Raw genomic sequence first — 25,248 nt, 5'->3', positions numbered from 1 at the left:
ACATGGACCACTCCAACGCGCTGAACCGGCTGGACAGACTGCCGATCTCCCGGTTCCACAAGGCCACCCTGCTGGCCGTGTCCTTCGCCTACTTCTTCGAGTTCGCGGACATCAACACCTTCGCCACCACCGCGCCCAAGCTGATCCACGTGTGGGGCATCACGGTGGACCAGATCGCCTACGTGACCTCGCTGTCCTTCGTCGGCATGTTCATCGGCTCGGTCGTCGCCGGCGGCCTCGCCGACCGGTGGGGGCGCAAACGGACCCTGGTGTGGACGACCGTGTTCTTCGGTCTGTTCTCCTTCGCCTCGGTGTTCTCCTGGGACCTCGTCTCGCTCGGGGTCTTCCGGATCCTGACCTCGGCGGGCCTGTCCGCGATGACCGTCGTCGCGGTCATCTACGTCAACGAGATGTACCCCTCCAAGGTCCGCGGCAAGTTCCAGGCGTACGCCATCGTCGTCGGCATCTGCGGCACCCCGGCCACCAACCTCATCGCCAGCGCCGTCGTGCCGCTCAGCGACTGGTCCTGGCGGCTGGTCTACCTGTGGGGCTCGCTCGGCCTGCTGCTCGTGCTGTTCACCCGCCGGCTGAAGGAGTCGCCGCGCTGGCACGAGAGCCGGGGCGAGTACGACCGGGCGGACGCGGTGCTGCGCGAGATCGAGACGCGGGTCTCGGCGGAGACGGGCCCGCTGCCCCAGCCGGCGCCGCCGGTGGTGGAGACCGCCTCGACGAAGGCCCCGCTGAAGTTGCTGCTGCAGCGCAAGTACCTGATGCCCACGCTGCTGCTGACCGTGCTCTGGGTGACCCAGACCATCGGCTTCTTCGGCTACTCGAGCTGGGCCCCGACCCTGCTGGCCAAGGAGGGCTTCAGCGTCGAGAAGTCGGTGTTCTACGTCGCCCTGACCACCGTCGGCGCCCCGCTCGGCTCGTATCTGGCCTCCCTGGTCACCGACCGGTTCGAACGCAAGTGGTGCCTGGCCGGCTTCGGCACGGTGATCGCGCTGTGCGGTCTGCTGTACGGGCTGACGTTCAACCCGGTGCTCATCGTCGTCTTCGGCTTCCTCGTCAACATGTTCGAGCGTGGCTACACGGCCCTCGGCTACGCCTACTCGCCCGAGCTGTTCGACACCCGCAGCCGCTCGCTGGGCACGGGCGTCTCCTACGGCCTGGGCCGGTTGTCCAACGCGGCGGGCCCGCTGATCGTCGCGGCGCTGTACAACACCAGCGGCTACCGCAGCGTCTTCTTCTTCATCGCCGGCACCTGGCTGGTGGGCGCGGTCGTCCTGGCGGTCTTCGGCCCCCTCACCCGGGGCGGCGCCCGCTCCGCCCCCGGCACGGGCCCCCGGGCAGGCGACAGCCCGGACGAGGGCCCCGGCACGGCGGACGGGCAGGCGTCCCGGTCCGTCCGGAAGACCCCGAGCTCGTCCTGACCCGCGGATCGGGAGGTGCCCCGCACACACGGAGGTCCGTGTGCGCGGGGCACCTGTGTGCCACGGCGTCCGTGCGGTGCGCGGATCAGCTCGTCGTCAGGGCCGTGTCGTCGACGACGAAGCTGGTCTGCAGGTAGGTGTCCTCGACGCCGGTGAACTTCAGCGTGACGGTCGAGCCGGCGAAGGAGGACAGGTCGAAGGTCTTCTTGCTGTAGCCGGAGGCGGCGTCGAGGTTCGAGTACGTCGCCAGTGTCGTCGACCCGGCGGTGACCGTCAGCGTGTCGTACTTGGCGCTGCCGGAGCTCTCCGAGGTGTCGACGTGCAGGTAGTAGGTGAGGGTGGCGCGGCAGCCGCTCGGGACGGTCACCGACTGGGACAGGGTGTCGGTGTGCCGCGAGCCGTAGCCGTTCAGCCAGGCCTTGTACGAGCCGCCGTGGGCCGCCTCACCGCTGGAATCGGTGATGACGCCGCTGGACGCGGACCAGGTGGTGTTGCCCGATTCGAAGCCCGGGTTGCCGAGGAGCTGGGCCGAGGTGCAGCCGCCGCCACCGGCGGGACTGATCGTCCAGGTGAAGCGCGCGGTGCCGGTGGCGCCGGTGGAGTCGGTCACCGTGACGGTGGTGTCCGAGGTGCCGGCCGCGGTCGGCGTGCCGGAGACGACGCCCGTGGAGGCGTTGATCGACAGTCCGGCCGGCAGACCGCTCGCGGAGTACGAGAGCGTTCCGCCGTTGCTGCTGCTCGCGGAGATCCGCAGGCTGACGGCGGTGCCGACGACGGAGGACTGGTTGCCCGGGTTGGTGACCGTGACGCCGCTCGCGGGCGGGTCGATGTGGCTGCCGACGTTGATGCCCGCGAAGGCGTTGCCGACCCCGGCGTACTGGGTGGAACCGGTGCCGTAGAGCGAGGCGGCCGCGTCGAGGGCGGCGGTGCGGGCTCCGGCGTAGTTGGTCGACGAGGTCATGTACGAGGTGAGCGCCTTGTACCAGATCCGCAGCGCGGCGGCCCGGCCGATGCCCTGCACGGCGACACCGTCGGAGGTCGGGCTGTTGTAGGTGACCCCGTTGATGGTCTTGGTGCCGCTGCCCTCGGACAGCAGGTAGAACATGTGGTTGGCCGGTCCCGAGGAGTAGTGCACGTCGAGGTTGCCCAGGCCGGAGTACCAACTGTCCTTGGAGGCCCCGTCCTTGCTCGGCTTGTCCATGTACCGCAGCGGCGAGCCGTCGCCGTTGATGTCGATCTTCTCGCCGATGAGGTAGTCGCCCTTGTCGGTGGCGTTGTCGGCGTAGAACTCCACACCGGTGCCGAAGATGTCCGAGGTGGCCTCGTTCAGGCCGCCGGACTCACCGCTGTAGTTGAGGCCCGCGGTGTTGGAGGTGACGCCGTGGCTCATCTCGTGGCCCGCCACGTCCAGCGCGGTCAGGGCGTGGGTGTTGCCCGAGCCGTCGCCGTAGGTCATGCAGAAGCAGCTGTCGTCCCAGAAGGCGTTGACGTATCCGCTGCTGTAGTGGACCCGGGAGTAGGCGGCGACACCGTCGTCGCGGATGCCGCTGCGGCCGAAGGTGTCCTTGTAGAAGTCCCAGGTCTCCTGCGCCCCGTAGGCCGCGTCGGCGCCGGCGGTCTGGGTGTTCGAGCCGGTGCCGTCGCCCCACACGTCGTCGGCGTCCGTCATCAGGGAGCCGGTGCCCGAGGTGCCGCGGTTGAGGCTGTACGTCTTGTGGCCGCCGCGCGTGGTGTCGTAGAGCTGGTACGTGGAGCCGGACTTGGTGGTGGAGAGCGTCACCGTGCCGCTGTACTGGGTGTTGCCGGTGCCGGTCTGCACGGCCTGGTAGCGGTGCAGTTCCTTACCGGTGGTGGCGTCCGTGACGACGTGCAGCTTGCTGGGCGTGCCGTCGTCCTGGACGCCCTCGACCACCGTCTCCCAGGCGAGCTTCGGGGTGCCCTGCCCGGCCCAGATCACCTTGCGGGCACTGTCGGTGGCGGGCGCGCCGGTGTCCAGCGACTCGGCTGCCCGCAGCGCCTTGGTTCCGGCGTCCGCCCTGGTGACCTTCGGGGTGGTCGTGGGCACCGTGAGGGTGTGCGTGTTGTTGAAGGTGGCGCTCACCGTGCCCTTGGCCCGCGTGGCGGGCGGGGTGTGCACCACGAGGTCGCCGCCGAGCACGGGCAGGCCCGCGTAGGTGCGCTCGTAACGGGTGTGCAGGGTGCCGTCGTTGTCCTCGACGACGTCCTTGACGAGGAGTTTCTCCTTGGCGCCGAGGCCGAGGGTGCGCGCGGTCGTGTCGGTCGCCGCGCGGGCGCTCTTCACGAGCGCGGTCTGCTGGGCGGGGCCGAGTTCCGCCTGCAGTGAGCCGGTGCGCAGGGGGCTGGGGTGGGGAGAGGTGCCGGCGGTCGCCGGCACGGTCTGTATGCCGAGGGCGAGCAGCGCCGCGGTGGCCACGAGGGCTCCCGTGGCGGCCGGTCTGCGGGGGTTGCGTCTCACGCGCACTCCTCTGTCTGCGGCGGCCGCGATGCGCGGCCGGGGGAGGGACCGGGCAGCCGGGGTGTGCTGTCCGGGTCCAGCTGAGCTGTGCGGACGTGCTGTGCGGGAGGTGCGGTGTGGGGGGTGTGGGGGGGGTGGGGGGTGTGCGTGGGGGGTCTATGTGGGGGGTGGGGGGTGGGGGGGCTGTGTTTGTGGGGGGGTGCCGTGCGTGGGGGTGCCGTGTGCGAGCGGGACCGTGGCTCGCCGAGAATGGCACCGTTGACCGGTCCATGCCATCTCTCGGGGCGGCATCCGAGGGTTATCCCTAGACGGACCCTCGGCCCGCGCCGGTCCCCGCGCGCACCGCGGGCGCCCCGGCGGTCGCACCGGCCACACGCGTACCCCGGCCGCCGCACGGAGGCCGGGGCCGGGGACGAGGGCATCGCGGAGCGACACCCACCGGTGCGTCAGCCGCGCGTGAAGTACCAGTGGGTGTCGTCGTTGGAGCTGTCGTTGCAGGTGCCCACCTGCAGGGCCGCGTCGTTGCGGCCGGTGGCCGCGCCGGCGACGTTCAGGCACAGGTTGCGGCTGGCGAGGTTGCGGATCCAGTAGGTGCCGTCGGAGCGGCGGTCCAGCCAGTAGAGCTGGTTGTCGTTCCGGTGCGGCCGGCAGTGGTACTCGGTGATCCGCGTACCGCCCGACACCGCGCCGAAGTTGGGCAGGTCCAGGCAGAACCCGTCCTTGTTGTTGCGGATCACGAAGAGCACCGAACCGCCGGGGCCCTTGCCGACCTCCGAGTGCGGCACGAGGTTCCAGAGCTGGTTGTCGCCGGAGGTGCCGTTGCACGGGTACTGGTTGACCGGGCCGTCCACCCGTCCGTTGCCGAAGTTGGGCACGTCGGCGCACTGACCGGTGCTCACGTTCTTCAGCAGGACGCGTGACTGGGAGGAGGCGGCGTTGGCCAGGGAGCGGGCGCTGGGACGGGAGGACTTCTTCTTCTTCGTGCTCTTCTTCGTCGTGTGTTTCTGGGCCGTGCCCTGCTCCCCCTCCTTCCCGGAGTTGCCGGAGTTCCCGGATCCCTGCGCGTCCCCGGCCCCGGAGCCTCCGGCCGCCGACCCGTCACCGGCGACCTTGTCGCCGCCCTTGCCGTCCGCCTTGTCGCCGGGCTTGTGCTTCGTGGAGTCCGTGGCGGAGGCGGACGGTGAGGCGGACTCGGCGCGATAGGCGGCGCCCGGCTCGCCGGCCAGGCCCGGATCGAGGGTGGCCCCGCCGACGGTCTCGGTGCGGACGCGGTCCGAGGGCGAGTTGTCGTCGTTCATCGCCATGACGAGGAGGGGGACGGAGATCAGGAGCGTGCCCGCGATACCGGCGGCGGCGAGCAGCGAGCCGCGCGGGCGTCCGGGCGGCGCCCCGGCCGCCGCCGCGCCCGCGGCGCCGGGGCCGTCGACGACCGCCATGGCGACGGCGGCCGGCGCGGCCTCGGGCTCCGGGGCGCGGGCCGCCTCGGCGGCGGCCTCCGGCTCCGGAGCGGCGGGCTCGGGGGCCGGCTTCCCGGACGCGGTGGGGTGGTCCTTCTTCTCGGCCGCGGCGGGGGCGTCCGGGGTCGCGTCCGGTGCGGGCACGGGCGCGGGTGCGGCGGCGCTCGCGGCGGCGGCGGTGCCGGACATGCCGGACGCGCCGGGCGTGGAGGACGCCGCGGACCCGGAGGAGGGGGTGGACGCGGAGGACGTCGTGGACGCGGGCTCGGAGGGGGCCTCGGACGAATCGGCGGCGGGGTCGTGCGAACGGGGCATGGTCAGGCCTTCCGGGGCAGTGGGCGCTGCGGGGTCACGAAGCGGAGGGGCGGTCCGGGGCGGTCTCGGCAGGCGGGAAGTCCTGGCCGGGCGCGGTCGCCGGGGAGCCGGGGCCGTCCTCGGACGGCGGTGCGCCCTGCTCGGCGGCCGGAAGCGGGGGGCGCGGGTTCTCGTCGCCCGCGGGCCGGGGTGCCGCGTCCGGCGTCGTTGCCGTCGCGCCCGTGGTGTCCGTGACGTTTACCGCGTCCTCGGCGTCCGCCGTGCCCGTCGCCTCCGCGAGGACGTCGGGGGCCAGGACCGCGCCCGCGGGTCCCGCCGGGTTGACGTAGAGCCGGTGCTCGGGCGGGAGGTCGGGCAGCAGGTCGGCCGCGGTGCGGCGGGCGAAGGCGAAGCCGCCCACGAGGTCGAGGTGGGTGGAGGCGCTGAAGACGGGGACCACCGGGGTGCCGTCGGCGGCCGTGGCGGTCACCGGGGACCCGTCGGAGGAGGTGAGTACCAGCAGTTCCGCCTCCGCGAGGGCCCGGGCCACCTCCTCGGGCGGTCCGTAGCCCGTGACGGCGCCCTGGAGTGCGGCGTCGAGGGCGTCCGTGGGCTCGGGCCAGTCGAGGGCGCGGGGCGAGGGCCGGTAGTCCTCGTTCCCCTCCCACTCCTCGACCTCCCCGGTGGGCCCGGTGCGCCAGCGGCCGGCCACGGCGAACGCGGGCGGCAGTCCGTCGCCGGTCCAGCCGGGGTCGATCGCGCTGATCCAGTGGTCCGGGGCGAGCCGGGCGGCCTCGAGGAACTCCTCGGGAAGCGGCGGGGAGTCCGGCGGGAGGGTCGCGGCGGCGACGGTCGCCGTACCGGCCTGGGCGGGCTCTCCCGGCGGGGTGTCCGACTGCGGGGAGGGGGGCGAGGTGGTCACTGTCGAAACTCCAACGGGTCACCGGTCGGGGCGGGTTCGGCCGGGGCGGGGGCGCTCCGCGCTGGTGCGGCCGGTTCCGGACGAGCGGGGTCCGGCTCCGGGAGGGCGGGCGGCGGGTCGAAGTGCCGCGCGCGACCGCCCGGTTCGGTGAGCGTGACGCGGAGACCGAGGTCGGCCGCCGCCACGGCGGCGGCGACCTCCGTCAGGGTCTCCTCGCGGTCGCCCCACAGCCGCAGCAGCCGGTAGCGCTGGGCAGGAGAAAGCGTGACGTCCGTCAGCGGCACGCCACCGCCCGACAGGACGGCGAAGGCGTTCTGGTCGTCGAGCAACTTCACACCAGCGGACTTTAGTTCATTCGTGGTCACAGCGGTGCGCCCGCCTGCCCAGTTGTGATCGATGAGTTGCGGCGCACGCCGGGCCCCGTCCGGTGCGGCGAGCCGGAACTCCACCCAGCGGTGCAGCGCGTCCGCCGCGTCCGGGCCTGAGAGGAGGGCGCCGAGGCCCGGCCGGTTCAGCAGCGCGGGGGCCTGTTCCCTCAACGCGCCCGCGAGCGCCTCGGGCAACCAGTCCTTCGTGCCCGGCACCAAGGCGAGCGTCAGCTCGTCGGCCACCTCCCCGTCCGTCCGCGTACCGGCCTGTCGCGGTGCCGCGGCGAACTTGACCTGGACGGGCCGTACGGTGAAGCCCAGCCGTTCGGTGAACAGCGCGGCCACGTTCTCCAGCCAGTGCGCGGCCCGTTCGGGCGGCAGGTCCGGGCGGACGACCTTGCTCATGTAGCGCCCCGACTTGTCGTTCACCGTCCAGGAGCCCAGCTCCTCGCTCCACAGGAACTCGCCGGACACCCGGCTCGCGCCGGGGTCCAGCCTGCCGTCGGAGCGGAACCGGGCGGCGATGCCCGTGTGGCCGAGGCCGTCGACGGTCCGGCGCAGTTCCTCTGCCGTCGTTTCCGGGTGCCTGGTCCGGACGCCGGCGAGCAGCGCGTCGAACTGGTCGGCGGGCAGGACGTCCGACGGCTTCTCGCTGCCCAGCAGGATGCGGCCCTCCGGGGTGACCGTGTAGATCCACACGGCGTCCCGGCCGCCGGCGAGCAGCAGGTCCGGGTCGATGTCGTCGAGGGGGATCCACAGCGGGTTGATGCGGACCTCCCGGTCGGCGTCCAGCTCCTCGTCCTTGACCCGCTTGGGCAGCACGGGTGCGGCGAGGGCGTCGTCGCGCCGCCGGGCGTGCGCCCGCAGCGCGGCGACGGTGCCCGCCGACAGGCCGCCCGTCAGCTCCGCCAGGTACTCCTCGCCGGCTCCGTGTCCGCGGGCCAGGTCCGCGACCCAGGCGCGGTCGGGCCCATCGGACCGGGGGGCGGGCGAGGGCAGCGGACCGAGCCGCACGGGACCGGGCGGCTCGGGTACGGCCGTTCCGTCCGGCTCCAGCGACTCGTAGTGGTCGATCCCGTCGTAGTGGACGTGGACGGTGGGCCCCGTGGCGGCGGCGTCCAGCGACCGGGCCTCGTGGCCCCGGGCCCCGGGCCGCACGACGACGAGGTCGACGCCGAGCGCACGGGCCACCAGAAGGGGGACCTCGTCGTAGAAGGGGGACTGCCACAGGTCGGCGGAGGACAGAGCGCGGACGACGACGTCATCCAGGCGCAGCGCCAGGAACTCGGTGCGGTCGTGGGGAAGTCCGCCTTCGCGCACGCGGTACGGCAGCTCTGCGCGTACCCGCTGCCACAGGGCGTCGGCGGCCGGGTCCCCGGGGCCGGCCCGCAGCACGTGCAGTGTCTCGGCCCGCAGGGTCTCGGCATGTGCCAGGGCGATCTGGCGCTGTTCGAAGTCCCGGTCGGCCGGGGGGAGGGCGGACGGGTCGGCCGGGAGCAGGACCCGGGCGACACCCGTGGGCAGATCGCGCAGCAGTTCCCGGTCGCCGGGCTCGGCGGCCAGGGCGATCAGGGCGGCGCGCATCCGGGCGTCCGAGACTCTTTCGTCCACCCGCTCGCGCTGGGCGGGGGTGAGTTCCGGGGGCCGGGTGCGGCCGAGCAGGGCGAGGAGGGAGGCCCGGTCGGGGAACTGGTCCCGGATCAGGAGGTCCAGCGGGTCCTGTGCGGCGTGCGCGGCGCGCAGTTCGGCGGCGGCGTCCGCGTGGGTGTACCAGTGCGCGAGGTACCGGCGCAGTCCCGCCACGTCCATGCGCCCGGCGGGCAGCCCGGGCGCCTGCGTTCGCAGCCCGTGTCGTACGGCGTGCAGCAGGCAGTCCCCGTCGGCCGCCACCGCGCGCCGTACGAATGCGTGACCGCCCACGGTGACGCGCGGCCCGACGGCCGGGGAAACGGAGGCCGTCCGGACCGGAGGCGGCGGTGCGGTCTCCGGTCCGGTCGGCGGTACGAGGGGTGCGGCGACGGGCGCCCCTCGGGCGTCTTCGGCCGCGGGGGCGGACGTGCCCCTCGCGGCGCCGGGCACGACGGGGGGCACGGGCTTCCCGCCGCTCGGCGCGGCAGGAGCCGCCGCGAGGGACCGCTCGGCCGCCGCCCCGAGCGGCGGGGCCGGCGGGGCGGTCGGCGCGGGCGGTGCGGGCGGCGCAAGCGACGGGCCGGTCCCCGTGCCGTCCGAAGGGAGCAGGGAGCCGGGCTCCCGACCGGACGGGGCGGGGCGGAGCGACGGCCCGCCCGTGTGCGGGGCGGTAGCGCGTGCGGTGTCCGTGACGGAGGAGGTGGCCGTGGTGCGGGGGACGGCGGGGAGGAAGGAATCGCCCTGCCGGTAGATCGTCACCTCGGGGACCGGGCCGGTGTTGCGAGAGGTCCTGCCGGGGTGACGGTGTTCGGTGCCGTCCTCGTCGACCACGACGAGGTCGACGCCGAGATGGCGGGCGGTCGCCGAGGCCGCCAGCGCGGCCGTGTCCGCGTCCCACCGACGGGCCCGCTGCACGTGCAGCCGCACGAGGGCGGCCCGTTGCACCGGGTTCAGGACCGCCCGCACGGCCTCGGGCAGGCGGCCCCCGTCCGCCTCGACCGCCGCAAGGTCGAGGCGCTCCCGGGCCGGGTTGCGGCCGTAGTCCGTGCCGCCGATCCGCCGGTCCAACTCCTCCGTGCGGAAGACCGCGTCCGGGTCGAGGGGCGCGTCCTTCGGCATCTCCTCGCTCCGGACCACCGCGGCCGCCAGCAGCGCGGGGTCGCGGTACCGGCCGCCGACCACATGGGCGACGGCGGCGAAGAACCCGTTGCCGTCGGCCTCGGGCCGGTACAGGTCGTAGACGCGGGTGCGGCCGTCGGGTCCGGTGGCGGTCAGGGTGCGGTGGTCCGTCGCCGCGTCGAAGCGGACGCCGGTTCCCCCGGGGTCCGGCTGCCAGGGCGGACGCGCGTACGCCGGACGGGCGCCCCGGTCGGGGCCCTCGGCGCCTCCGCCGGACCCCTCCCCCGTCCTGCCGTCGCCGGACGTGCCCTCCTTGGCGCCGCTCTCGCCGGACTTCGTCTCCTTCGCCGTGCCGTCGCCGGACTTCGCCTCCTTCGCCTTGCCGTCGCCGGGCTTCGTCCCCTTCGCCTTGCCGTTGTCCTTCCCGCCGTTGTCCTTCCCGCCGTCGTCCTTCATCTTCGGCTTCTTCGGTTCCTCCGGCTTGCTCTCCGGCGTTCCCGGCGGAGTGAACGTGACCTCCCCCGGTTCGGGTGTGCTGCCGAGCCGTTCACGGCCCTCTTGTGTGGCGTGCAGTTGGTGCCAGCGCGTGAGCCGGTCGGCGCCCTCGCGGACCCGGGCGTACTCCAGTGCCAGCGCCTCGGCCTTCTCCCGTGCCGCCCGCAGCACGGCGTCGAACTCGTCCACCCGGACACGTGCCGCGTCCCGTACCCGGGTCACCTCCGCCAGGGCCTCCCGCTTCACCCGTGCCAGCCGGTCCACGGCGTCCTGGCGCTGCTCCTCCCGCAGTTCGGCCCAGCCCTCGTGCGCGGGTTCGGTGGTGTGCGCCTCGTCGTCGAGGGCGCGCAGCGCGTCGCGTGCGGCGACGACCTCCGGCAGGGTGTCCAGCACGGCGATCCGGGTGTCCAGGTCCCGCTGGGCCGTTTCGAGGGCCGCGTCCCGCGCGGGTCCCTCGTCGCGGCGCAGGTCCCAGTACTTCTTGTCGGCGGCCGTCCACTCCTTGTCCGCCTTGGTGACCGCGTCCCACGCCTTGCCCACCTTCGGCGGGAATCCGGTGTCGTCGATCAGTCCGAGCGAACGGGCCACGTCCTCGCGCACCCAGGCCAGCACGGTGGTGTCGGTCTCCACCGCCTGCGGTGCCCGCTTCGTCTCCCCGAAGGGGCCGCGCAGCACCCGTACCGCCCGGCTGTCCTTGGCGTGGTGGTGGACGGCGGCGACGCTGAGCCACGTGGTGGGGATGGCGAAGAGGAAGGAACGCGTGGTGTTCGGCTTGACGTTGACCGAGCCGAGCCGGTCGCCGGACTGGGCGAGGGCGTCGGACTCGGTGGAGGAGTCGCCGGGCCCCGAGGCGCCCATCTGGTTGGTGCCGGTGTCCTGGGAGGAGGTGAGGGGGCCGCCGCCCAGGGAGGACTCGGTGGAGCCGACGCGGGCCGCGGACATGCCGGCGCCGTGGGTGTCGCGCCGGGGTGCCTCGTGCTTCATCCCGTCGGCGACGGTGAGGAGTTGGGCACCTCGGAAGTCCGGCCGGGAGTACATCCGCAGGTCTCCGTCGGCGCCGCCGAAGAAGCCGCTGTCGGTCAGCCCGGGGATCTGGTAGCCGTCGGCGGTCAGGGTGTGGTCGTAGAACGAGGTGAGGGCGCCGTTGCCGGTGCCGTCCTCGAGGTTCTGCGCGGAGCCGCTGCCGGCCCGGGTCAGCGGGGTGTCCAGCGCCTTGGCGACGAGCGCCTCGCCGGGGGTGCCGGTGCGCGGCACGTCGAGCGAGGCGTCGTACGCGGCCGCCAGGGCGAGGGTGTTGGCGGTGTGCAGGTGGTCCAAGCCGACGACCCGGCGGATCTTGAAGCCGTCCGTGGGCAGGGTGAACGGTTTCGTGGTGCCGTCACCGGGGTGCACGACGTCGTGCCAGCCGCCCGCGCCCATGACGCGGGGGATGTCCACCTTGTGGGGGCTGCCGGCCGGGCCGAGTCGCGGTGGGGCGAGCGGATCGGGGCCGGTGCCGTCGGCGCCGCCGGTCCCCTCGGTGCGGTCCGTGCGGGGCGGGTCGGGGCGCATGAGGCTGAGCGGCAGGTGCTCGACCAACTCGCCGACGTCGCCCTCCTCGACGATGGTGTGCCGACGGTGCCCCGTCCACTTGTGCCACCAGCGCCCGAACCCCCGCCGGAACGCGGCGAGTCCGGTCGCGGGAGCCGGCGCGGTTCCGTCGGGGGCGGCCGGTTCGCCGGTGTCGGTGACCTCCAGGGTGAGGCGGAGCCGGTAGCGGGTGACGTACTCGGCGTGGGCCTGGGTGGTCGTCGCGGTGGCGATGCGCACCCCGCCCTCGGAGTGGGTCTGGCTCGCGTTCTGCTGGGTGGCACCGACCTCGGAGTACTGGGGTCCGGCCGCCCTGACGACGTCGTCTCCGGTGTGCACCCCCTCGCTGACGGTGGTGCCGACACTCGCGCCGACGGTCCGGCTGCTGCCCTCCAGCTCCGTCTCCACGGCCTGGCGGTGCTCCTCGAACTCCACGCTGTGTCCGAGGCCGTTGAAGCCCGGCTCCCCGTCGGTTCCGGTGCCGGCCGGGGTGCGGGGCACCTTGACCGGGATCAGTTCCGACCGGACCCTGACCTGACGTTCGCCGATCCACAACTGCGCGGTCTGCGAGCCCCAGCGGCCGATACTCGCCGGCACCGAGGAACCGGGACCGATCATCTCCTTGCCGAGGGAACGCACCACGCGCGCCGACACCAGCCGGTGGATGGCGTCCCGATCCGCCTTGGGCAGGCCGAGCGGACGCAGCTTGCGGTCGAAGTCCCGCAGGACGGGCGCGGCGTTGAGGGAGTTGACGGGAAAGCCGCCGAACGGGTTGTCGAGCAGCCAGGGCTGCGGCGACCAGGAGCGCCCGGTGTACATCGGCACGTCGCCCCACCGGTCGGTGAGCAGGCCCAGCCGGTAGGCGCTCTTCTCCGGGATGTGCCCGGTCCAGCCGTCGTTGACGAGGACCCGGCGTCCGGCGGCCCCGGCCAGCCAACGCGGCACGTACCGCGAGCCGGTGGCCGCCCGGCCGACGGTGGAGGAGGCGGCCGCGACCTCGTGCTGGACGTCACCGGTCACCAGGACCTGCCGGTTGAAGTCCTTGCGGTTGATCTCCGCGAGTGCGACCCGGGAGACGGTGCGCGCCTGCGCGCGGTCCAGCCGGTAGGGGCTGACGACGAGACCGTAGGCGCCGGTCAGGCCGGGCCCGGTGCGGTGGGACTGCAGCAGGGTGACCTGGCCGCCGAAGAACGTGGTGCTGGTGCGGATGTTGCGGCCGACGGCCGGGGTGACACCGCCGAGCGTGGTCTCGGTGTCGACGGAGACGGCTCCGGTCAGCGCGGTCAGACTGCCCGGGATCAGCCGGGTGCGGTGGGCGACGACTGCCGAGCGGTTGAGGTACGGCGCCTTCGCCCACAGTCCGGAGACCCGCCACCCCGAGGGCGTCGAGGTCTGGTCGAAGTTGGAGGTCAGGTACTGGCTCTGGAAGGCTCGCATCGCGGCGTCGTGTGCGGGGGCGCCCTCCTCGGCCAGCAGCCAGGAGCCGCCGGACGCCTCCTCCAGCACCTGCTGCGCCGCGTCGGTGATCCCGGGGTGGGCGGTGACGGCGAGGGTGAGGAAGGGGTGGCGCTGGTGGTCCTCGGGTCGCTGCCGTGCGGCCCGGTCGAAGAACCGGCGGGTGGACAGGGCGAGGTCGCGGGCGCCACGGGCGGTCATGGCCAGCGGGCGCCCGTGGAGCGCGGAGAGGGGCCGGTGGGTGAGGCGGGTGGGGACGTGCTCCGTGGGGATGCTCAGCAGCACGCGTCCGACGACCGGCCCGCCCGCGTCCGTGTCTGTGCCCGTGTCCGTGGCGCTGCCCGGTGTCGTGGACGGTGCGATCAGGTCGGTCCGCGGGTCCCGGAAGACGAACGGCTGGGTGCCGAGCAGGTTCAGGAACAGGATGCCGCGCAGCATGCTGCGGAACCGCCAGAACCCGCCCCGCCGGGCGGTGAGGGTGAGGTCGTAGCTGTAGAGGTGGGCGCCCTTGGTGCTGATGGACATCGCCTCGTGCGTGGCGCTCGGCCCGTAGCCGCTCTCCACGTCACTGCGGCGGCCGTACCGCCCGCCGAGGGAGGCGGCGCCGGCCCGGTTCGGGCGGCCGATGTCGTCGGTGGCCGGGTCGCGCACGGAGAGCAGGCCCTCCACTCCCCCGTGCAGTCCGCGCCCCGCGCTCTGCTGCCCGCCCAGGTTCTCGCTGCCGGGCGCGCTGAACCGCAGCCGCAGGTCCTTCTGCTTCCCCTCGTATCGCCGCCCCGTCAGCCTGGCGTCGATCCACACGTGGCGCAGACCGCGGGTGGCGCGGCCGGAGTCGACCAGCGACAGGCGCAGGCCGTCGGTCGCCATCGTCTCGAGGCTGCCCGCCATGCCGTGGTGAGTCAGCGTGTTGAGCACTTCGAGGGTGTTGTTGAGGACGATCTCGTAGTGCGCGGCGTCGCGCCAGCGCGGGTTGTCCGGGTTCAGTTCGTCGATCGGCGCCACCAGGTCGCGGTGGACCCGCGCGACCTCGCTCAGCACCCGCTCGGCGACGTACTCGGGGAACGTGCGCTCCCGGCCCCGGTCGGTGCGGGTGGCGGAGCCGTCCGCGAAGGAGAAGCCCTCCACGCGCGCCATGCCCAGGGTGGTGGGGTCGTTCTCGGCCAGGTAGGGCGGGGCGGCCGGCTCGGGCCCGGTGGGCAGGTGGCGGTCCTCGCCCGCGAGCCGCCGGGCCTCGGTGCGCGTCATCCGCTCCACCGCCCAGGTCTGGAAGGTCTGGCTGCGCGGCGGTGAACTCCAGCTCCGCGGCGGGTTCTTGCGCAGTTTGCCGCGGCGGCCTTCGCCGCGGCGCCGGTCCGGCAGCGGTGCCTTGGTGTCGGGCGGCGCCGTGACGGTGATCGTCTTCTGCACGAGGTAGAGCCCGGTCGGATCGCCCTTCGCCTGCGCGGCCGACTTGACGGCGCCGGTGCCGCCGGTGGTGGCGCCCCGGCTGCGGGAGCTGCCGTAGCGGAAGTTGCCGCCGAGCAGCAGCCGCAGGTTGAACTTCCCGTCGCGCAGCCCGAACCACTGGAACGAGGGGCCGACCGCGCCGCCGATCTCGGTGTTCCTCGAGTGGCCCACGGTGCGTTCGTTGCGGACCGTGGACTGCGTGATGTCACGCAGTTCCGCCGCCTTGGTCTCGCTGATGAGGACGGCCTCGCCCGACTCGACCCGGACCGAGAACACGCCGAGCGGCGAACGGCCCGCGTCGTCGCGGAAGAGCGGGGGCGTGGTGGTGCGGCCCGCGTTGAGGACACCGCCGGCGCGCTGGAAGGTGTCGGAGGAGAAGAACTCGCTCAACTCCGTGCCCGCCGCGGTGTCCGACTTGACGCCTGCCTGGTGCAGCACCCAGGTGCGCACGTGCGCCATCGGGCCGTAGGTCTCGGTGGCGACCGAGCGGTAGGCGGGCCGGCCGCCCAGGTCGATCCGCGCGGGCAGCCGTTCCGCGGGCGGAGCGTCGTGGGTGAGGCTGTCGGCCAGCCGCACCATCAGTCCGTCCCGGACGGCGAATCCGAAGCCGATCCCCCGCGTGCCGCGCCTGGTCACCGGCTTGCCCAGGCCGTCGACCGGGCGGCCCCGGCGGTCGGTGACCGCGACCTCGTACCAGACGTCGTCCAGGTGGGCGTGCGAGCCGTCGGTGGTGCGGGTCTCGACCTGGTTCACGGTCTGGTTCTGCTGCCCGTACTGGACCCGCTTGCCCCAGGACGTGCGGAAGAAGACCCGGCCCCAGACGCTGTACGGGTGCTTCGCGGGGCCGAGCGGCACCGACGGCAGCAGGGAGGTGGAGGTGCTGTTCACGGCGGTCCGGCCGGTCGTCGCGGTGGTCCGCTGCATGGTGTCCACCTTGACCGGGTTGGCGTAGCCGAAGGTGAAGCGCTCCCACTGGCCGTACGGGCGCGCGGTCACGGTCGCCACCCGCGTACGGCCGCTCCTGGTGCGGTAGGTGAACTGCCGGCCGTCGCCGAAGAAGGCGTGCGGGTTGCGTTCCAGGTGCAGCCGTACGTCGTCGACGAGGGTGCGCTTGGGCGTGCCGCGGCGCTTGGCCGCCGGGGCGGGGGCCAGGTGCCAGTGGGTGCCGAGGCGGTCCCCGATCTCCCGCGCCACCTGCTCGCCGCCGCGCAGCACCCGGTCGCCCTGGCCGAGCCGGTAGGAACGGCTCAGGACCTGGGGCGGCAGTCCGGGAAGCAGGGCGCCGACGCCTCCCATGTACGCGGGCAGCCGTGAACGGTCGGTGAACTTCACGGGCCCGCCGCCGCCGACGGGGGCCGGTGGCAGGTCGCGGTCCAGGCGCGGAGGGCGCCGTGCGTCGAGGTCGTCACCGACCCAGGCGGGCCGGGGCACGGCCGGCAGCCGCAGGGGGGCGGGGGTGGGGGCGGGAGCCGGGGCGGGGGCGTCCTCGGGGATGGGGGCGAGCGCGGCGGCAGCGGGGGGCACGCGTGGCGGCGCGGTGCGGGACCGGGGCGAGGGGACCTTCCCGCCGACGGTTCTGGGGCGCCTGGGGGCGACGGTGGTGGTGTCGGACGGGTTCGAGCGGGAGGTGGACGCGGCGGACGACGTGGGTCCGGGCGGGGACGCATGGGGCCGGGGCGGAACCGGGGCCTGCGCCGGGGGTGTCTGCGCCGTCGGGAGCAGGGCGGACGGGTGCGTGCGGGTCCAGTCGGCGGCGGCCGTGACGCCGGGCGTGGCCGGAACGCCGGCCAGCGAGACCGGACCGGTGCTGCCGGACCGGCCGAGGCCGATCACGCCCCTGGGCGCCCAGACGGTCCGGCCGGTGGCGCCGACGACGGCGTTCCGCAGGGACGGGGGCGCGACGGGTCCCGGGGCGTTGGGCTGCGGCGCGGTGGGCCGGCCGGAGGCGGGCAGGGGGGCGGTGGGCTGCGCGGGGTTCGGTTGCGCGGGGTTCGGTTGCGGGACGTTCGGCCGGGGTGTGTCGTCGCCGGAACGGGAGACCGCCAGGACGATGTCCGTCTTCCACAGGTCCCGGGCGAGGAGTTCGGGGTCGCGCGCGAGGAGTTGGGCGAACTCGGCGTGCGGCACGGCGACCCGTCGTCCGCCGGGCAGCGTGATCCAGACCCTGCCCGTGCCGGTGTCCTCCGCCGTCACGACGTACGCCGGGTGCTCTCCCTGTCCCGCCCAGGGCGTCGCCTCGCCGCCGGTACGCCGGTAGGAGCCGTCCGGCTGCCGGGTCAGCGTGCCGAGGACGGAGGCGTCCACGTGCGTGTTCGGTGGCATCGGCCCGCCCCAGTTGCGGCCGCTCGGCCGGCCCGCGGCGTCGCGCATCAGCGACTGGGGGTGGAGGGCCCCCTGTTCCTCCAGGTGGTGGGCGGCGAGTTCGACGGAGTCGTACGGGTTGCGCCCGGCGGCGATCGCCCGGGTGGCCAGCAGACCCAGTTCGTTCCGCTTCGACGGGTCGGGCGACGGCAGGTGCAGTGCCGCCGCCGCGGCGGCGCCCACGTCGGGCAGGGAGGAGAGCCACTCGTACGCCTTCACCTGTGCCCAGTACAGCCGGGAGACCTCCGCCGGCCCGACCGTGGCCGAGGGATCGAGCCGCAGCAACCGCGTGGCGGCGGTCGGCAGGTCCCCGAGATTCCGCGTCTGCCGGGCGACGCCGACGAGTTGCGGCACCCGGACCAAGTCGGTGAGCCGGGTGCCCGCGGGCGCGCCGGCCGCCCGCGTGAGCAGGGCTCGGTAGGCACCCTCGTCCAGGACGCGCAGGCCGTCGACGTGGTCCCGCCGGTTGGCCAGTGCCGCTCTGTGGAACAGGTCCAGGGTGAACGGGCCCATGCCGTTCAGGTGCGGGTCCTGGCGCCGCATCGTCTCCAGGGCGCCGATGCCGCGCAGGAGGCCGTCGTGGGAGGGGTCCTCGCCGATGCCGGGGCCGAAGGTCTGCCGCAGGGCCCGCACCAGCCGCAGGGTGACGTCCAGGGTGTCGCCGGGGACGTGACCGGGGCCGGTGTGCAGGCCGGCGGTGCGGGCCAGGCCGGCCAGTTCCGCGTCGCGGGGCTCGGGCCAGAACTCCAGGATCCGGCCGCCGCGTCCGCGCGCGTCGGTGTACGCCTCCAGCCAGAACCGCGGGTGGGGGGCCTCGGTGCCGGCGTAACCGACGGGACGGTCGCCGGCCCGTACCCGCTTGCGGGTGCCGTTGGCCACGACCTGGGCGAGGGAGGTGTCGGCGAGCGGGTCGGGGGCCGGAGGGAGGGAGGCCGCCAGGTTGGAGTACGCCTCCGCGTCACCGCCGTACACGCCGCCGGTCCAGCAGGCGTCGAGGTAGATCCAGTCCTTGTCGCGCAGACGGCGGACGCTGGGCCGGCGGTTGAGCCAGCCGGTGAGCTCCTCGCCGGAGGCGCGGTAGGTGGTGCCGTCCTCCTGCGGCATGTCGACGTGTCGCGGCCCGCCGTGCGCGGAGATGTGGTGCACCCGCTCCCCGGGCTTGGCGCCCACGGTCAGCGGTCTCTCGGCGGTGGCCACCGCGGCACCGGAGTGCCGGTGCGCGAGGGTGGTCATCCGGTGTGCGTTCCGCGACTGCTTCTCCCGGACGCCGGCGAACTCCGCCGGGTGGAACGCGGCCCGCCCGGTCTGCTCGGTGCCGTCCCCGTCCGCGACCATGGTGTAGCTGACCAGGTTGCGGTGCCACTCGGGCACGTCCGCGGTCCCCGCGGTGGGGGGACGGGACACGGCGGGTGCGCCGGGCGTGGCCGCGACGGTCGGTGCGGTTCCGGGCGCCGCGTGCGTCGGCACCTCTCCGGGGAGGCTGCGGATCCAGTCGCCGCGCGGCACGTCCGGCCGTTGTTCCAGGTAGATCCTCGCCGACGTCCCGTCGTCCCGGATCTCCAGGGCGGGCTCACCGCTGCTGGACCACACCTGCCGGCCGAGCCGGTCGGCCAGGGACCGCGGCAGGTCGAGCTGCCGTCCCCCGGCGTAGGGAACGGCGAGCAGGACCGGCACGTCGCCGGGCAGGCCGGACAGCACGGGATCCATGGCCAGCAGTTCGACGAACACGTCGATCGGCACGTCGCTCTGCGCGCCGTCGCGTGTGAGGACCGCGACCCGGTAGGGGGTGCCGCCGGCCACGACGACGAAGGGCCGGGGCCGCCCCGGTCCCGGGCGCCACGGCGCCGGAACAGGGTTGGCGGTCTGGGGCTGCCCCTCCGGCTGTCCGGTGGGCTCCCAGAGGTGGTCCAGGTCCAGGTCGAGGCCGTGGCTCTCCTGTGGATCGCCACCCCAGTCGCGTCCGTACGGGGTGCCGTCCGGGGCGGTCATCGCACGCGGATGGGCCAGCGCCCCGCGCAGGGAGAGCCCGAACGCGGCGAGGGTGGCCAGCCCGGGTGCCTGCTCCATGGCCGGCTCGAGGGCGAGACGGAACAGCTCCCCGTACTGGCCGGGGCCGACCGGCTCCGTCGGGTCCAGGAGCAGTACGCGGCGGGCCACGGCCTCCAGGTCGAACGGCCCCTCGCGGAGTGAACGGTGGGTGTCGAGTGCCCGCAGGGTGTCCAGTCGTCCGACGGCGTCGTGGAGCCGCGGGTACAGGCGGTCCCCGGTGATGCGCTCACCGAAGGCGTGGACGAGGGGGGCGCGGTACGGGTCCGGGGACAGGGACCCGTGGGGACCGGCCTGGGGTTCGGGACCGGGCGTGTCGAGGTCCATGGCCGTCGAGCCGAGCGAACCGGTGGGTGAGGGCGGGCCGGCCGGGGGGCGGCCGGACAGGGGGGTGAAGTCGGCGTCGATGCCGGGGACGAAGGTGTGCCGCTGCGGCGGGGGCGTGGTGAAGGCGTCCGTGTCCGGCGCCGGGACGGGCGAGGGGGAGGACGTGAGGGACGAGGTCGGGGCGAGGAGGTCCGCACGGCTCGACGTGGCGACGGACGGGGCGCTCGGGTCCGTGACCGGCGTGGGCGCGGACGAGGCGCTCGGGTCCGTGACCGGCGTGGGGACGGACGGGGCGGGAGGGCCGCCCCGGGGGGCCGGGGCGGGGTCGAGGGCCGCGTGCGTGCCGGGAGCGTCGGTGTCCGGAACGGGCGGGTCGGAGGCGTGCGGGTCGAGGGTGTGTGTGCCCGGGGCGTGCGTGCCCGGGGCGGCGAGGTCATCCCGGGTCGGCGCCGGGTCCGTGGGGTGACCCGTCTCCGTCCGGTCCCTCCGGTCCGAGGGGCTCGACGAGGTGGGGACGGGGCGCGGGTCGGCCGTCGTCGCCGTCGCCCCGGGGCCGTCGCCCCGGCCCCGGACGGGCAGACCGAGGTCGTCGCGGAGGCGGTCGGCCAGTCCGGCGGCGGCCGGCCGGCCGCCGCCGTTCACCAGTGTGTCGGCGACCTGGCTCACGGCGTCCCGGTACGCGTCCGGCGCGTACCGGGAGTCGGCGAACACGGAATGCGGTTCCGGGGGCAGTACCAGTGCGGAGGCGGTGTCCCACGCCTGCCGGACGGTCCCGGGATCGACACCGGGCGGCGCCGATCCCGCGAAGTCCTCGAAGGAGCCCCGCCACAGCCGCAGCGAGGCGTTGGCGGCGGCGGTGTCCAGGCCGGCCGGCCATGGACCCGGCCGCGTCATGAGTGCCTTGACCTGGTCGACGGTGGACAGCCCACTGTCGGACAGGGCCACCCGGCCGTCGCCCAGCTCGGCCTGCGCCCGCGCCGCGGGACCCAGGGTCACCCCCGCGGCGGTCAGGTCCCGCACGCTCACCGTCGTGTCGGGGGCCGGCCCGTCCGGCAGTCCGTCCGCCGGGAGGTCCTCGGCGCCCACCTGGGAGGCGATCCACTGCCGCTGGGCCCCGTCCCGCTGTACGACGGGGGCGGGGCCGGGGGCGGACTCCGGAACGGCGCCGAGGGTGGCGTGCGGGGAGGGCGCCGGAACGGCGGGGCCCCCGCCGGGTTCCTGCACCCGGCCCTCGCCCCCGGCCGGCCGCTGCGCGGACCGCCCCACCGGTTCGGTCACCTCGTCGGGGGCGGCGGGATCCCGGCGGCTCCCCGCGGCGCCGTCCGCCCCGGACCGTATCCGTTCGGCGTCGGGGGACGCGTCGGTGAACTTCCGTCCGGCGCCGGTGTCGAGCGGGTCCGCCCGCCCGTCGTCCCCGCCGTTCGCCGGGGCGGGGAGGGGCGCGTCCCGGTGGTCCTCCTCGTCGCTGCCGTAGCCACTGTCGGTGTCACCGTCGCCGTCCCGTTTCGTGGGGACCGGGTCGTACCCCCGCACGCTGCCGGCGTCCCCGTCACTGCCGTAGCCACTGTCCGCATCGCTGTCGCCGCCCCCTCCCGTGCCGCCGCCACCGGTCCCCGTGCCGGCCCCGCCGGCGGGCCTTCCCCCGCCCGGCAGGCTCACCGGATTCTTCAGCCAGTTCGCCGTGTTGACGATCCCGGCCTCCGCGCCCGCCTGGAACCGTTCGCTCAGGCCTGCCCCGACGAACGTCTGCCAGCTCGGCGTCCAGTTGCCGTAGAACGCGCCCATGACGACCGACTCGGCCAGCGACTCGGAGGCGCCGTCGGCGAGGAACTGACCACCCTGGTGGACGGAGTGCGTACCGAGGCCGTCGCCCCCGGGGGTGGGGCGCGGGCCCGGCGTCGGCAGGCCGGCGCCGCCGTGCCCGGTGGCTCCCGTGGTCCTGCCGTTTCCGGGATTGCGGAGGTTCCCGGGATGCCCGGGATTCCCGGTGTTCTTGAAGGGGGTGTCGCCGAACTTGCCGACGATGTCGTCGATGTTCTTCTTGAAGGGGTTCACCAGGTTGTCGGTGACGTTCTTCATGAACTTGGCGAACACCGGCGCGAGGCCGCCCGCGACGCCGCCGAAGGCGCCGCTCACCCCGACGTCCTTCCAGTCGATCGAGCGCGGCCGCTGTCCGTCGGGGGCCAGCGTCATCATCGCCAGCCGGACGGCCAGCGTCGTGAACGCCTCCTCCACGGCCTCCGTCAGACTGGGCAACAGGTGGGTGCGGTGGGAGAGTTCGTACAGCGTCTCCAGGATGAACACACGGCTGCGCGCCCGGGCGAGGGCCGCCTGGGTGGCGCTCGCCCCGCCCGTGAAGAAGGACAGCAGGGCGAGGACGGCCAGTTCGACGGCCAGCCGGACCAGTTCGGCGATGATGTTCCACTTCGCCTCCCTGATCTGCATGGAGACCTTCACCTGCCCCGACTCGACCCGGTCCAGGTCCTCCTCGAAGGCGTCGAGGTAGGGCAGCACCTCGCCGATGGCGGCGACGAACTGCCGGGCGACGCCGGGCGGGAAGCCCTGGCTCACCGCGGCCATCGCCGCCTGTGCCTGTTCCCTGAGCTGACCGACGTCCCGCTTGATCGCCCGGTAGGACCTGCTCGTCCCGTAGGCCGTGTCCTCGTCGGCCTGGAGGAAGGTCTCCCCGATGAGGACGAAGAAGAGCCAGTTGAGCTTGGGCGAGACGATGATGGCCACGTTACGGACGGCCCCCGCGGGCGTGTTGGCCGATGCTCTCCATGACGCCGCGCTGGGTCGCGAGGATGGTGCCCAGGTTGTCGATGGTGCCGTCGCCGATGGCGAGCACGCCCTCGGCGACCGCGTCCAGGGTGCCGAGGACGGAGTCACGGGTCTTCACGTACGTGGCGCGCAGTTCGTGCCCGTAGTCGTCCTCGCCGGTCCAGCTCGTGTCGGAGAGCGCGAAGTGCGCGGAGGTGGCCAGGGCGCGCGTGGCCCTGCCGAGCTCGTGGATGGCCCTGCTCCCGGCCATGAGGAGCGCGGAGTCCGCGGTGAAGGCGGGCCCGGTCATCGCTGCGGTCCTTCCGTGTCGTCCTCGCCGTCCTCGTGGATCTCGTCCCGCAGCCGTAAGCCGTCCGCGGGCCGGGGAGGCGTGGCGGATCCGCCGCCGGCGTCGTGGTGGGCGAGGAAGCGCTCCCAGTCGACGTCGAGGCCGGACAGTTCGGGGATCCGCTCGCCGGAGCCGCCGAGCGGCCGGAACACCCGTACGGCCTCCCGGGCGGCGCGGTCGCGGCCCTGCCGCACGGCCTCGACGACGGCGGCGCCGAGTTCGGGGCCGGTCATGTCGCGGTACTTGGCGTCGAGGAAACGCAGGCCGGTGAGTTCGCCCTGCGCGCCGACGGTGGCCTCGACGGCACCGTCCTCGGACCGTGCGACGGTCGACGAGCCGCGCAGGCGCTCCTCGGCCCGGCGCACCGCGGCCTCGACCGCCTCCGCCTCGGCCCGGGCCTGCGCGACACGCCGCTTCAGCGCCTCGGCCGGTCTCCGCCTTCCCTTCCGGTCCGGCTGTTGACCGTTCATCACCGCGCCTCCCCACTACCTCGTCCCACTCGACGAAGCGATCGTCGACGGCTTCGGTGACGACTGCGCGAACGAGACCTTCCGGGTGGTTGAACCGGAGACACTCTTCGTCCCGCGTCGATGCGCCGGCAGGCCTGGGCCGACGGGAGCGGGAACGACCCGGGGCCGCCACGAGATCACCCTCCCCCCTGCGACTTCACACTTTCTGCACCCACTCGCCACTTTCCCCCCATCCGGCGTGTAGGCTCCATCCGCTTCATCCGCACCATCGAGGGGGGAATCCTCATGCGCACGCGTCATGCCCTGGTCGTGGCCGCCACCGCCGGCAGTCTCGCCGCCGTCATAGCCGGCCCGGCCCAGGCCGCCGAGTACTCTTCGGCGCTGAAGATCCGCGGCGTCCAGTACGACGCACCGGGCCGGGACTCCAACAGCTGCACTTCGGGCAACACCAAGCAGGAGTACCTGACGGTCAAGAACTACTCGAAGACCGCGACGATCAACCTCAAGAACTACGTCGTGAAGGACGCGACCGGGAACCGGTTCAAGTTCACCGCGAACCACTACCTCCAGCCCGGTGACTACGTGAAGCTGCGCGGGGGGCGCGGCACCGACTCCGACGCGGGCAACGTCGTCTACCGCAACAACTGCAACTTCCTCTGGAACAACGACAAGGACACGATCTACCTGTACAAGCCGTCCGGCAGCCGCTCCGACGTGCACGCGTACACCAAGTCCCGCGACGACCGCGACGGCAACGGGTACATCGGCTTCCACAAGTGAGCCGCACCGCCGGCCGCTGAGCCACGTCGCCGGCCGGCCGGCGTCACCGGAACGGCCGAAGGCGGCACCTCCGTCTGCGGGCCGGCGGGACACACCGCCGGCCCGCAGGCGAGCGGGGCGGATCCGGGCGACACGGGCCCGTTCGAGGGGAAGATCCACCGAACGCCCTGTTTGGGCGGGAACGGGCGGGGCATTCGGCTCCGGTGCGAGTGCATTCCTCTTCCGCGCCCGGGTCCTCCGCGCCCGGGTCCTCCGCGCGGGCCGCCGCCGTTCCGCCCCCGGCGGAGGACGGACGGCGCCTGCTGATCCTGAGCGCGAGCATGGGCGCCGGACACGACACGGTGGCCGCCGAACTCGCCCGCCGGGCCCGTGAGCAGGGCCATCAGGCCGAGATTCTCGACGTCCTCGAACTCCTGCCCTACCGCCTCGGCACCGGACTGCGCCTCTTCTACCAGTCCTCGGTGCGGCACTACCCGTGGGCGTACGCCGGGCTGTACCGGCTCTTCCTGCGCCGCGGGACGGGCAGCAGGCCCAGCGGGGTACCACTGGCGCGGCTCGCCGGGCACCGGCTGGCCGAGCGGGTCGAGCGCTTCCGGCCCGACGTGGTGGTGCCGGTCTTCCACCTCGCCGCACAGCTGACCGGTCATCTGCGCGCGCGGGGCGCGCTGCGGGTGCCGAGCGCGGTGTACGTCCTCGACTTCGCCGTGCACCGGCAGTGGCTGCACCCGGGCAACGACCTCTACCTGTGCCTGACCGACCGGGCCACCGCGGAGGTCCGTGAGGACATCCGCAGACCCGCCCTGACCGTCGGCCCCTGCGTGTCCCCCGACTTCGGCGCCGGCAGCCCCTCCGGTCCGCACGGCGACTCCCCCGGTGCGGACGCCTGGCGGCTCCTCCTCGAACGCCACGGTCCCGGCCGGACGCCCGTCGTGCTGTCCTGCGGCGCCTGGGGTGCCGCGACCGGGCTGGCCACGACGGCCCGGACGCTCACCGGGCACGGATACCTGCCGGTGGTGGTCTGCGGCCGCAACGACCGGCTGCGCCGGGCCCTGTCCGAGGTCCCCGGGGTCCTCGCACCCGGCTGGGTGCGCGACATGCCCGGTCTGCTGCACGCGGCGCGCGCCCTGGTGGACAACGCGGCCGGGCAGACCGCCGTGCAGTCGCTGGCCGCAGGGCTTCCGGTGATCGGCCACCGGCCCCTCCCCGGCCACGGCGAGGAGGGCGTACGGCGGATGGCCGACCTGGGCCTGACCGAGGTGGCGGGCGACGAGCGGGAGCTGTGTGAGGCGCTGGACCGGCTCACCACCGAGGGCGAGGCGCGGCGCCGCCGGATCGCGTACGGCCTGACGGTGTTCCGGGAGGCAGACCCCCTGAGCCGGCTCCTGGCCCTCACGGAGCGGGCGGAGACGGGGTGACCCCGCCGGGCGCCGCCGGCCGCGGTCCTCGCGCGGAGCCGGGCGCGCGCCCACGCCGGGCATGCCCCGGCACGCGAACC

General features: G+C 74.3%; 9 protein-coding genes. 3 read left to right on the top strand and 6 right to left on the bottom strand.

The window, feature by feature from the left end; translation table 11 throughout:
- Positions 1–2 precede the first annotated feature (2 nt).
- Entirely contained in the window at positions 3–1,430 is a 1,428-nt protein-coding gene (locus OHB09_RS30755) for an MFS transporter (protein WP_328922874.1), read from the top strand.
- Between the two features lie 85 nt (positions 1,431–1,515).
- On the opposite strand, the gene OHB09_RS30750 is transcribed toward OHB09_RS30755, so the two are convergent.
- The 6 genes from OHB09_RS30750 to OHB09_RS30725 all read right to left on the bottom strand — a co-directional run bounded on the left by OHB09_RS30750 (position 1,516) and on the right by OHB09_RS30725 (position 22,973).
- A complete protein-coding gene (locus tag OHB09_RS30750; protein ID WP_328922873.1) occupies positions 1,516–3,906 on the bottom strand; it encodes a M4 family metallopeptidase in 2,391 nt (796 codons plus the stop codon).
- A 446-nt stretch (positions 3,907–4,352) separates the two neighbouring features.
- On the bottom strand, positions 4,353–5,678 hold the full coding sequence (locus tag OHB09_RS30745; protein ID WP_328922872.1) for an RICIN domain-containing protein: 1,326 nt from the start codon (positions 5,676–5,678) through the stop codon (positions 4,353–4,355).
- 34 nt (positions 5,679–5,712) lie between these two features.
- Positions 5,713–6,579 (bottom strand): type VII secretion system-associated protein, encoded by an 867-nt coding sequence (locus OHB09_RS30740; RefSeq protein WP_191892404.1) that lies wholly within the window; start codon positions 6,577–6,579, stop codon positions 5,713–5,715.
- Positions 6,576–22,133 (bottom strand): lonely Cys domain-containing protein, encoded by a 15,558-nt coding sequence (locus OHB09_RS30735; protein WP_328922871.1) that lies wholly within the window; start codon positions 22,131–22,133, stop codon positions 6,576–6,578. The genes OHB09_RS30740 and OHB09_RS30735 overlap by 4 nt, the downstream gene beginning before the upstream one ends.
- 1 nt (position 22,134) lies before the next feature.
- Positions 22,135–22,464, bottom strand: coding sequence for a hypothetical protein (locus OHB09_RS30730; protein ID WP_006140067.1), 330 nt, complete (start codon positions 22,462–22,464; stop codon positions 22,135–22,137).
- Positions 22,461–22,973, bottom strand: coding sequence for a YbaB/EbfC family nucleoid-associated protein (locus OHB09_RS30725; protein ID WP_191853598.1), 513 nt, complete (start codon positions 22,971–22,973; stop codon positions 22,461–22,463). The genes OHB09_RS30730 and OHB09_RS30725 overlap by 4 nt, the downstream gene beginning before the upstream one ends.
- A 285-nt stretch (positions 22,974–23,258) precedes the next feature.
- Between OHB09_RS30725 and OHB09_RS30720 the strand changes: the two genes are divergently transcribed.
- Together OHB09_RS30720 and OHB09_RS30715 are read left to right on the top strand one after the other, a co-directional pair.
- Complete coding sequence (locus tag OHB09_RS30720; RefSeq protein ID WP_006140069.1) at positions 23,259–23,753, top strand: lamin tail domain-containing protein; 495 nt, start codon at positions 23,259–23,261, stop codon at positions 23,751–23,753.
- Between the two features lie 203 nt (positions 23,754–23,956).
- On the top strand, positions 23,957–25,168 hold the full coding sequence (locus OHB09_RS30715; RefSeq protein WP_328922870.1) for an MGDG synthase family glycosyltransferase: 1,212 nt from the start codon (positions 23,957–23,959) through the stop codon (positions 25,166–25,168).
- The last annotated feature ends 80 nt before the right edge of the window (positions 25,169–25,248 follow it).

The sequence above is a fragment of the Streptomyces griseoaurantiacus genome (genome assembly GCF_036189845.1).
GTDB lineage: Bacteria > Actinomycetota > Actinomycetes > Streptomycetales > Streptomycetaceae > Streptomyces > Streptomyces griseoaurantiacus.
Note: the sequence above shows the minus strand (reverse complement) of the source record. Positions and strands in the feature narration are given on the sequence as shown.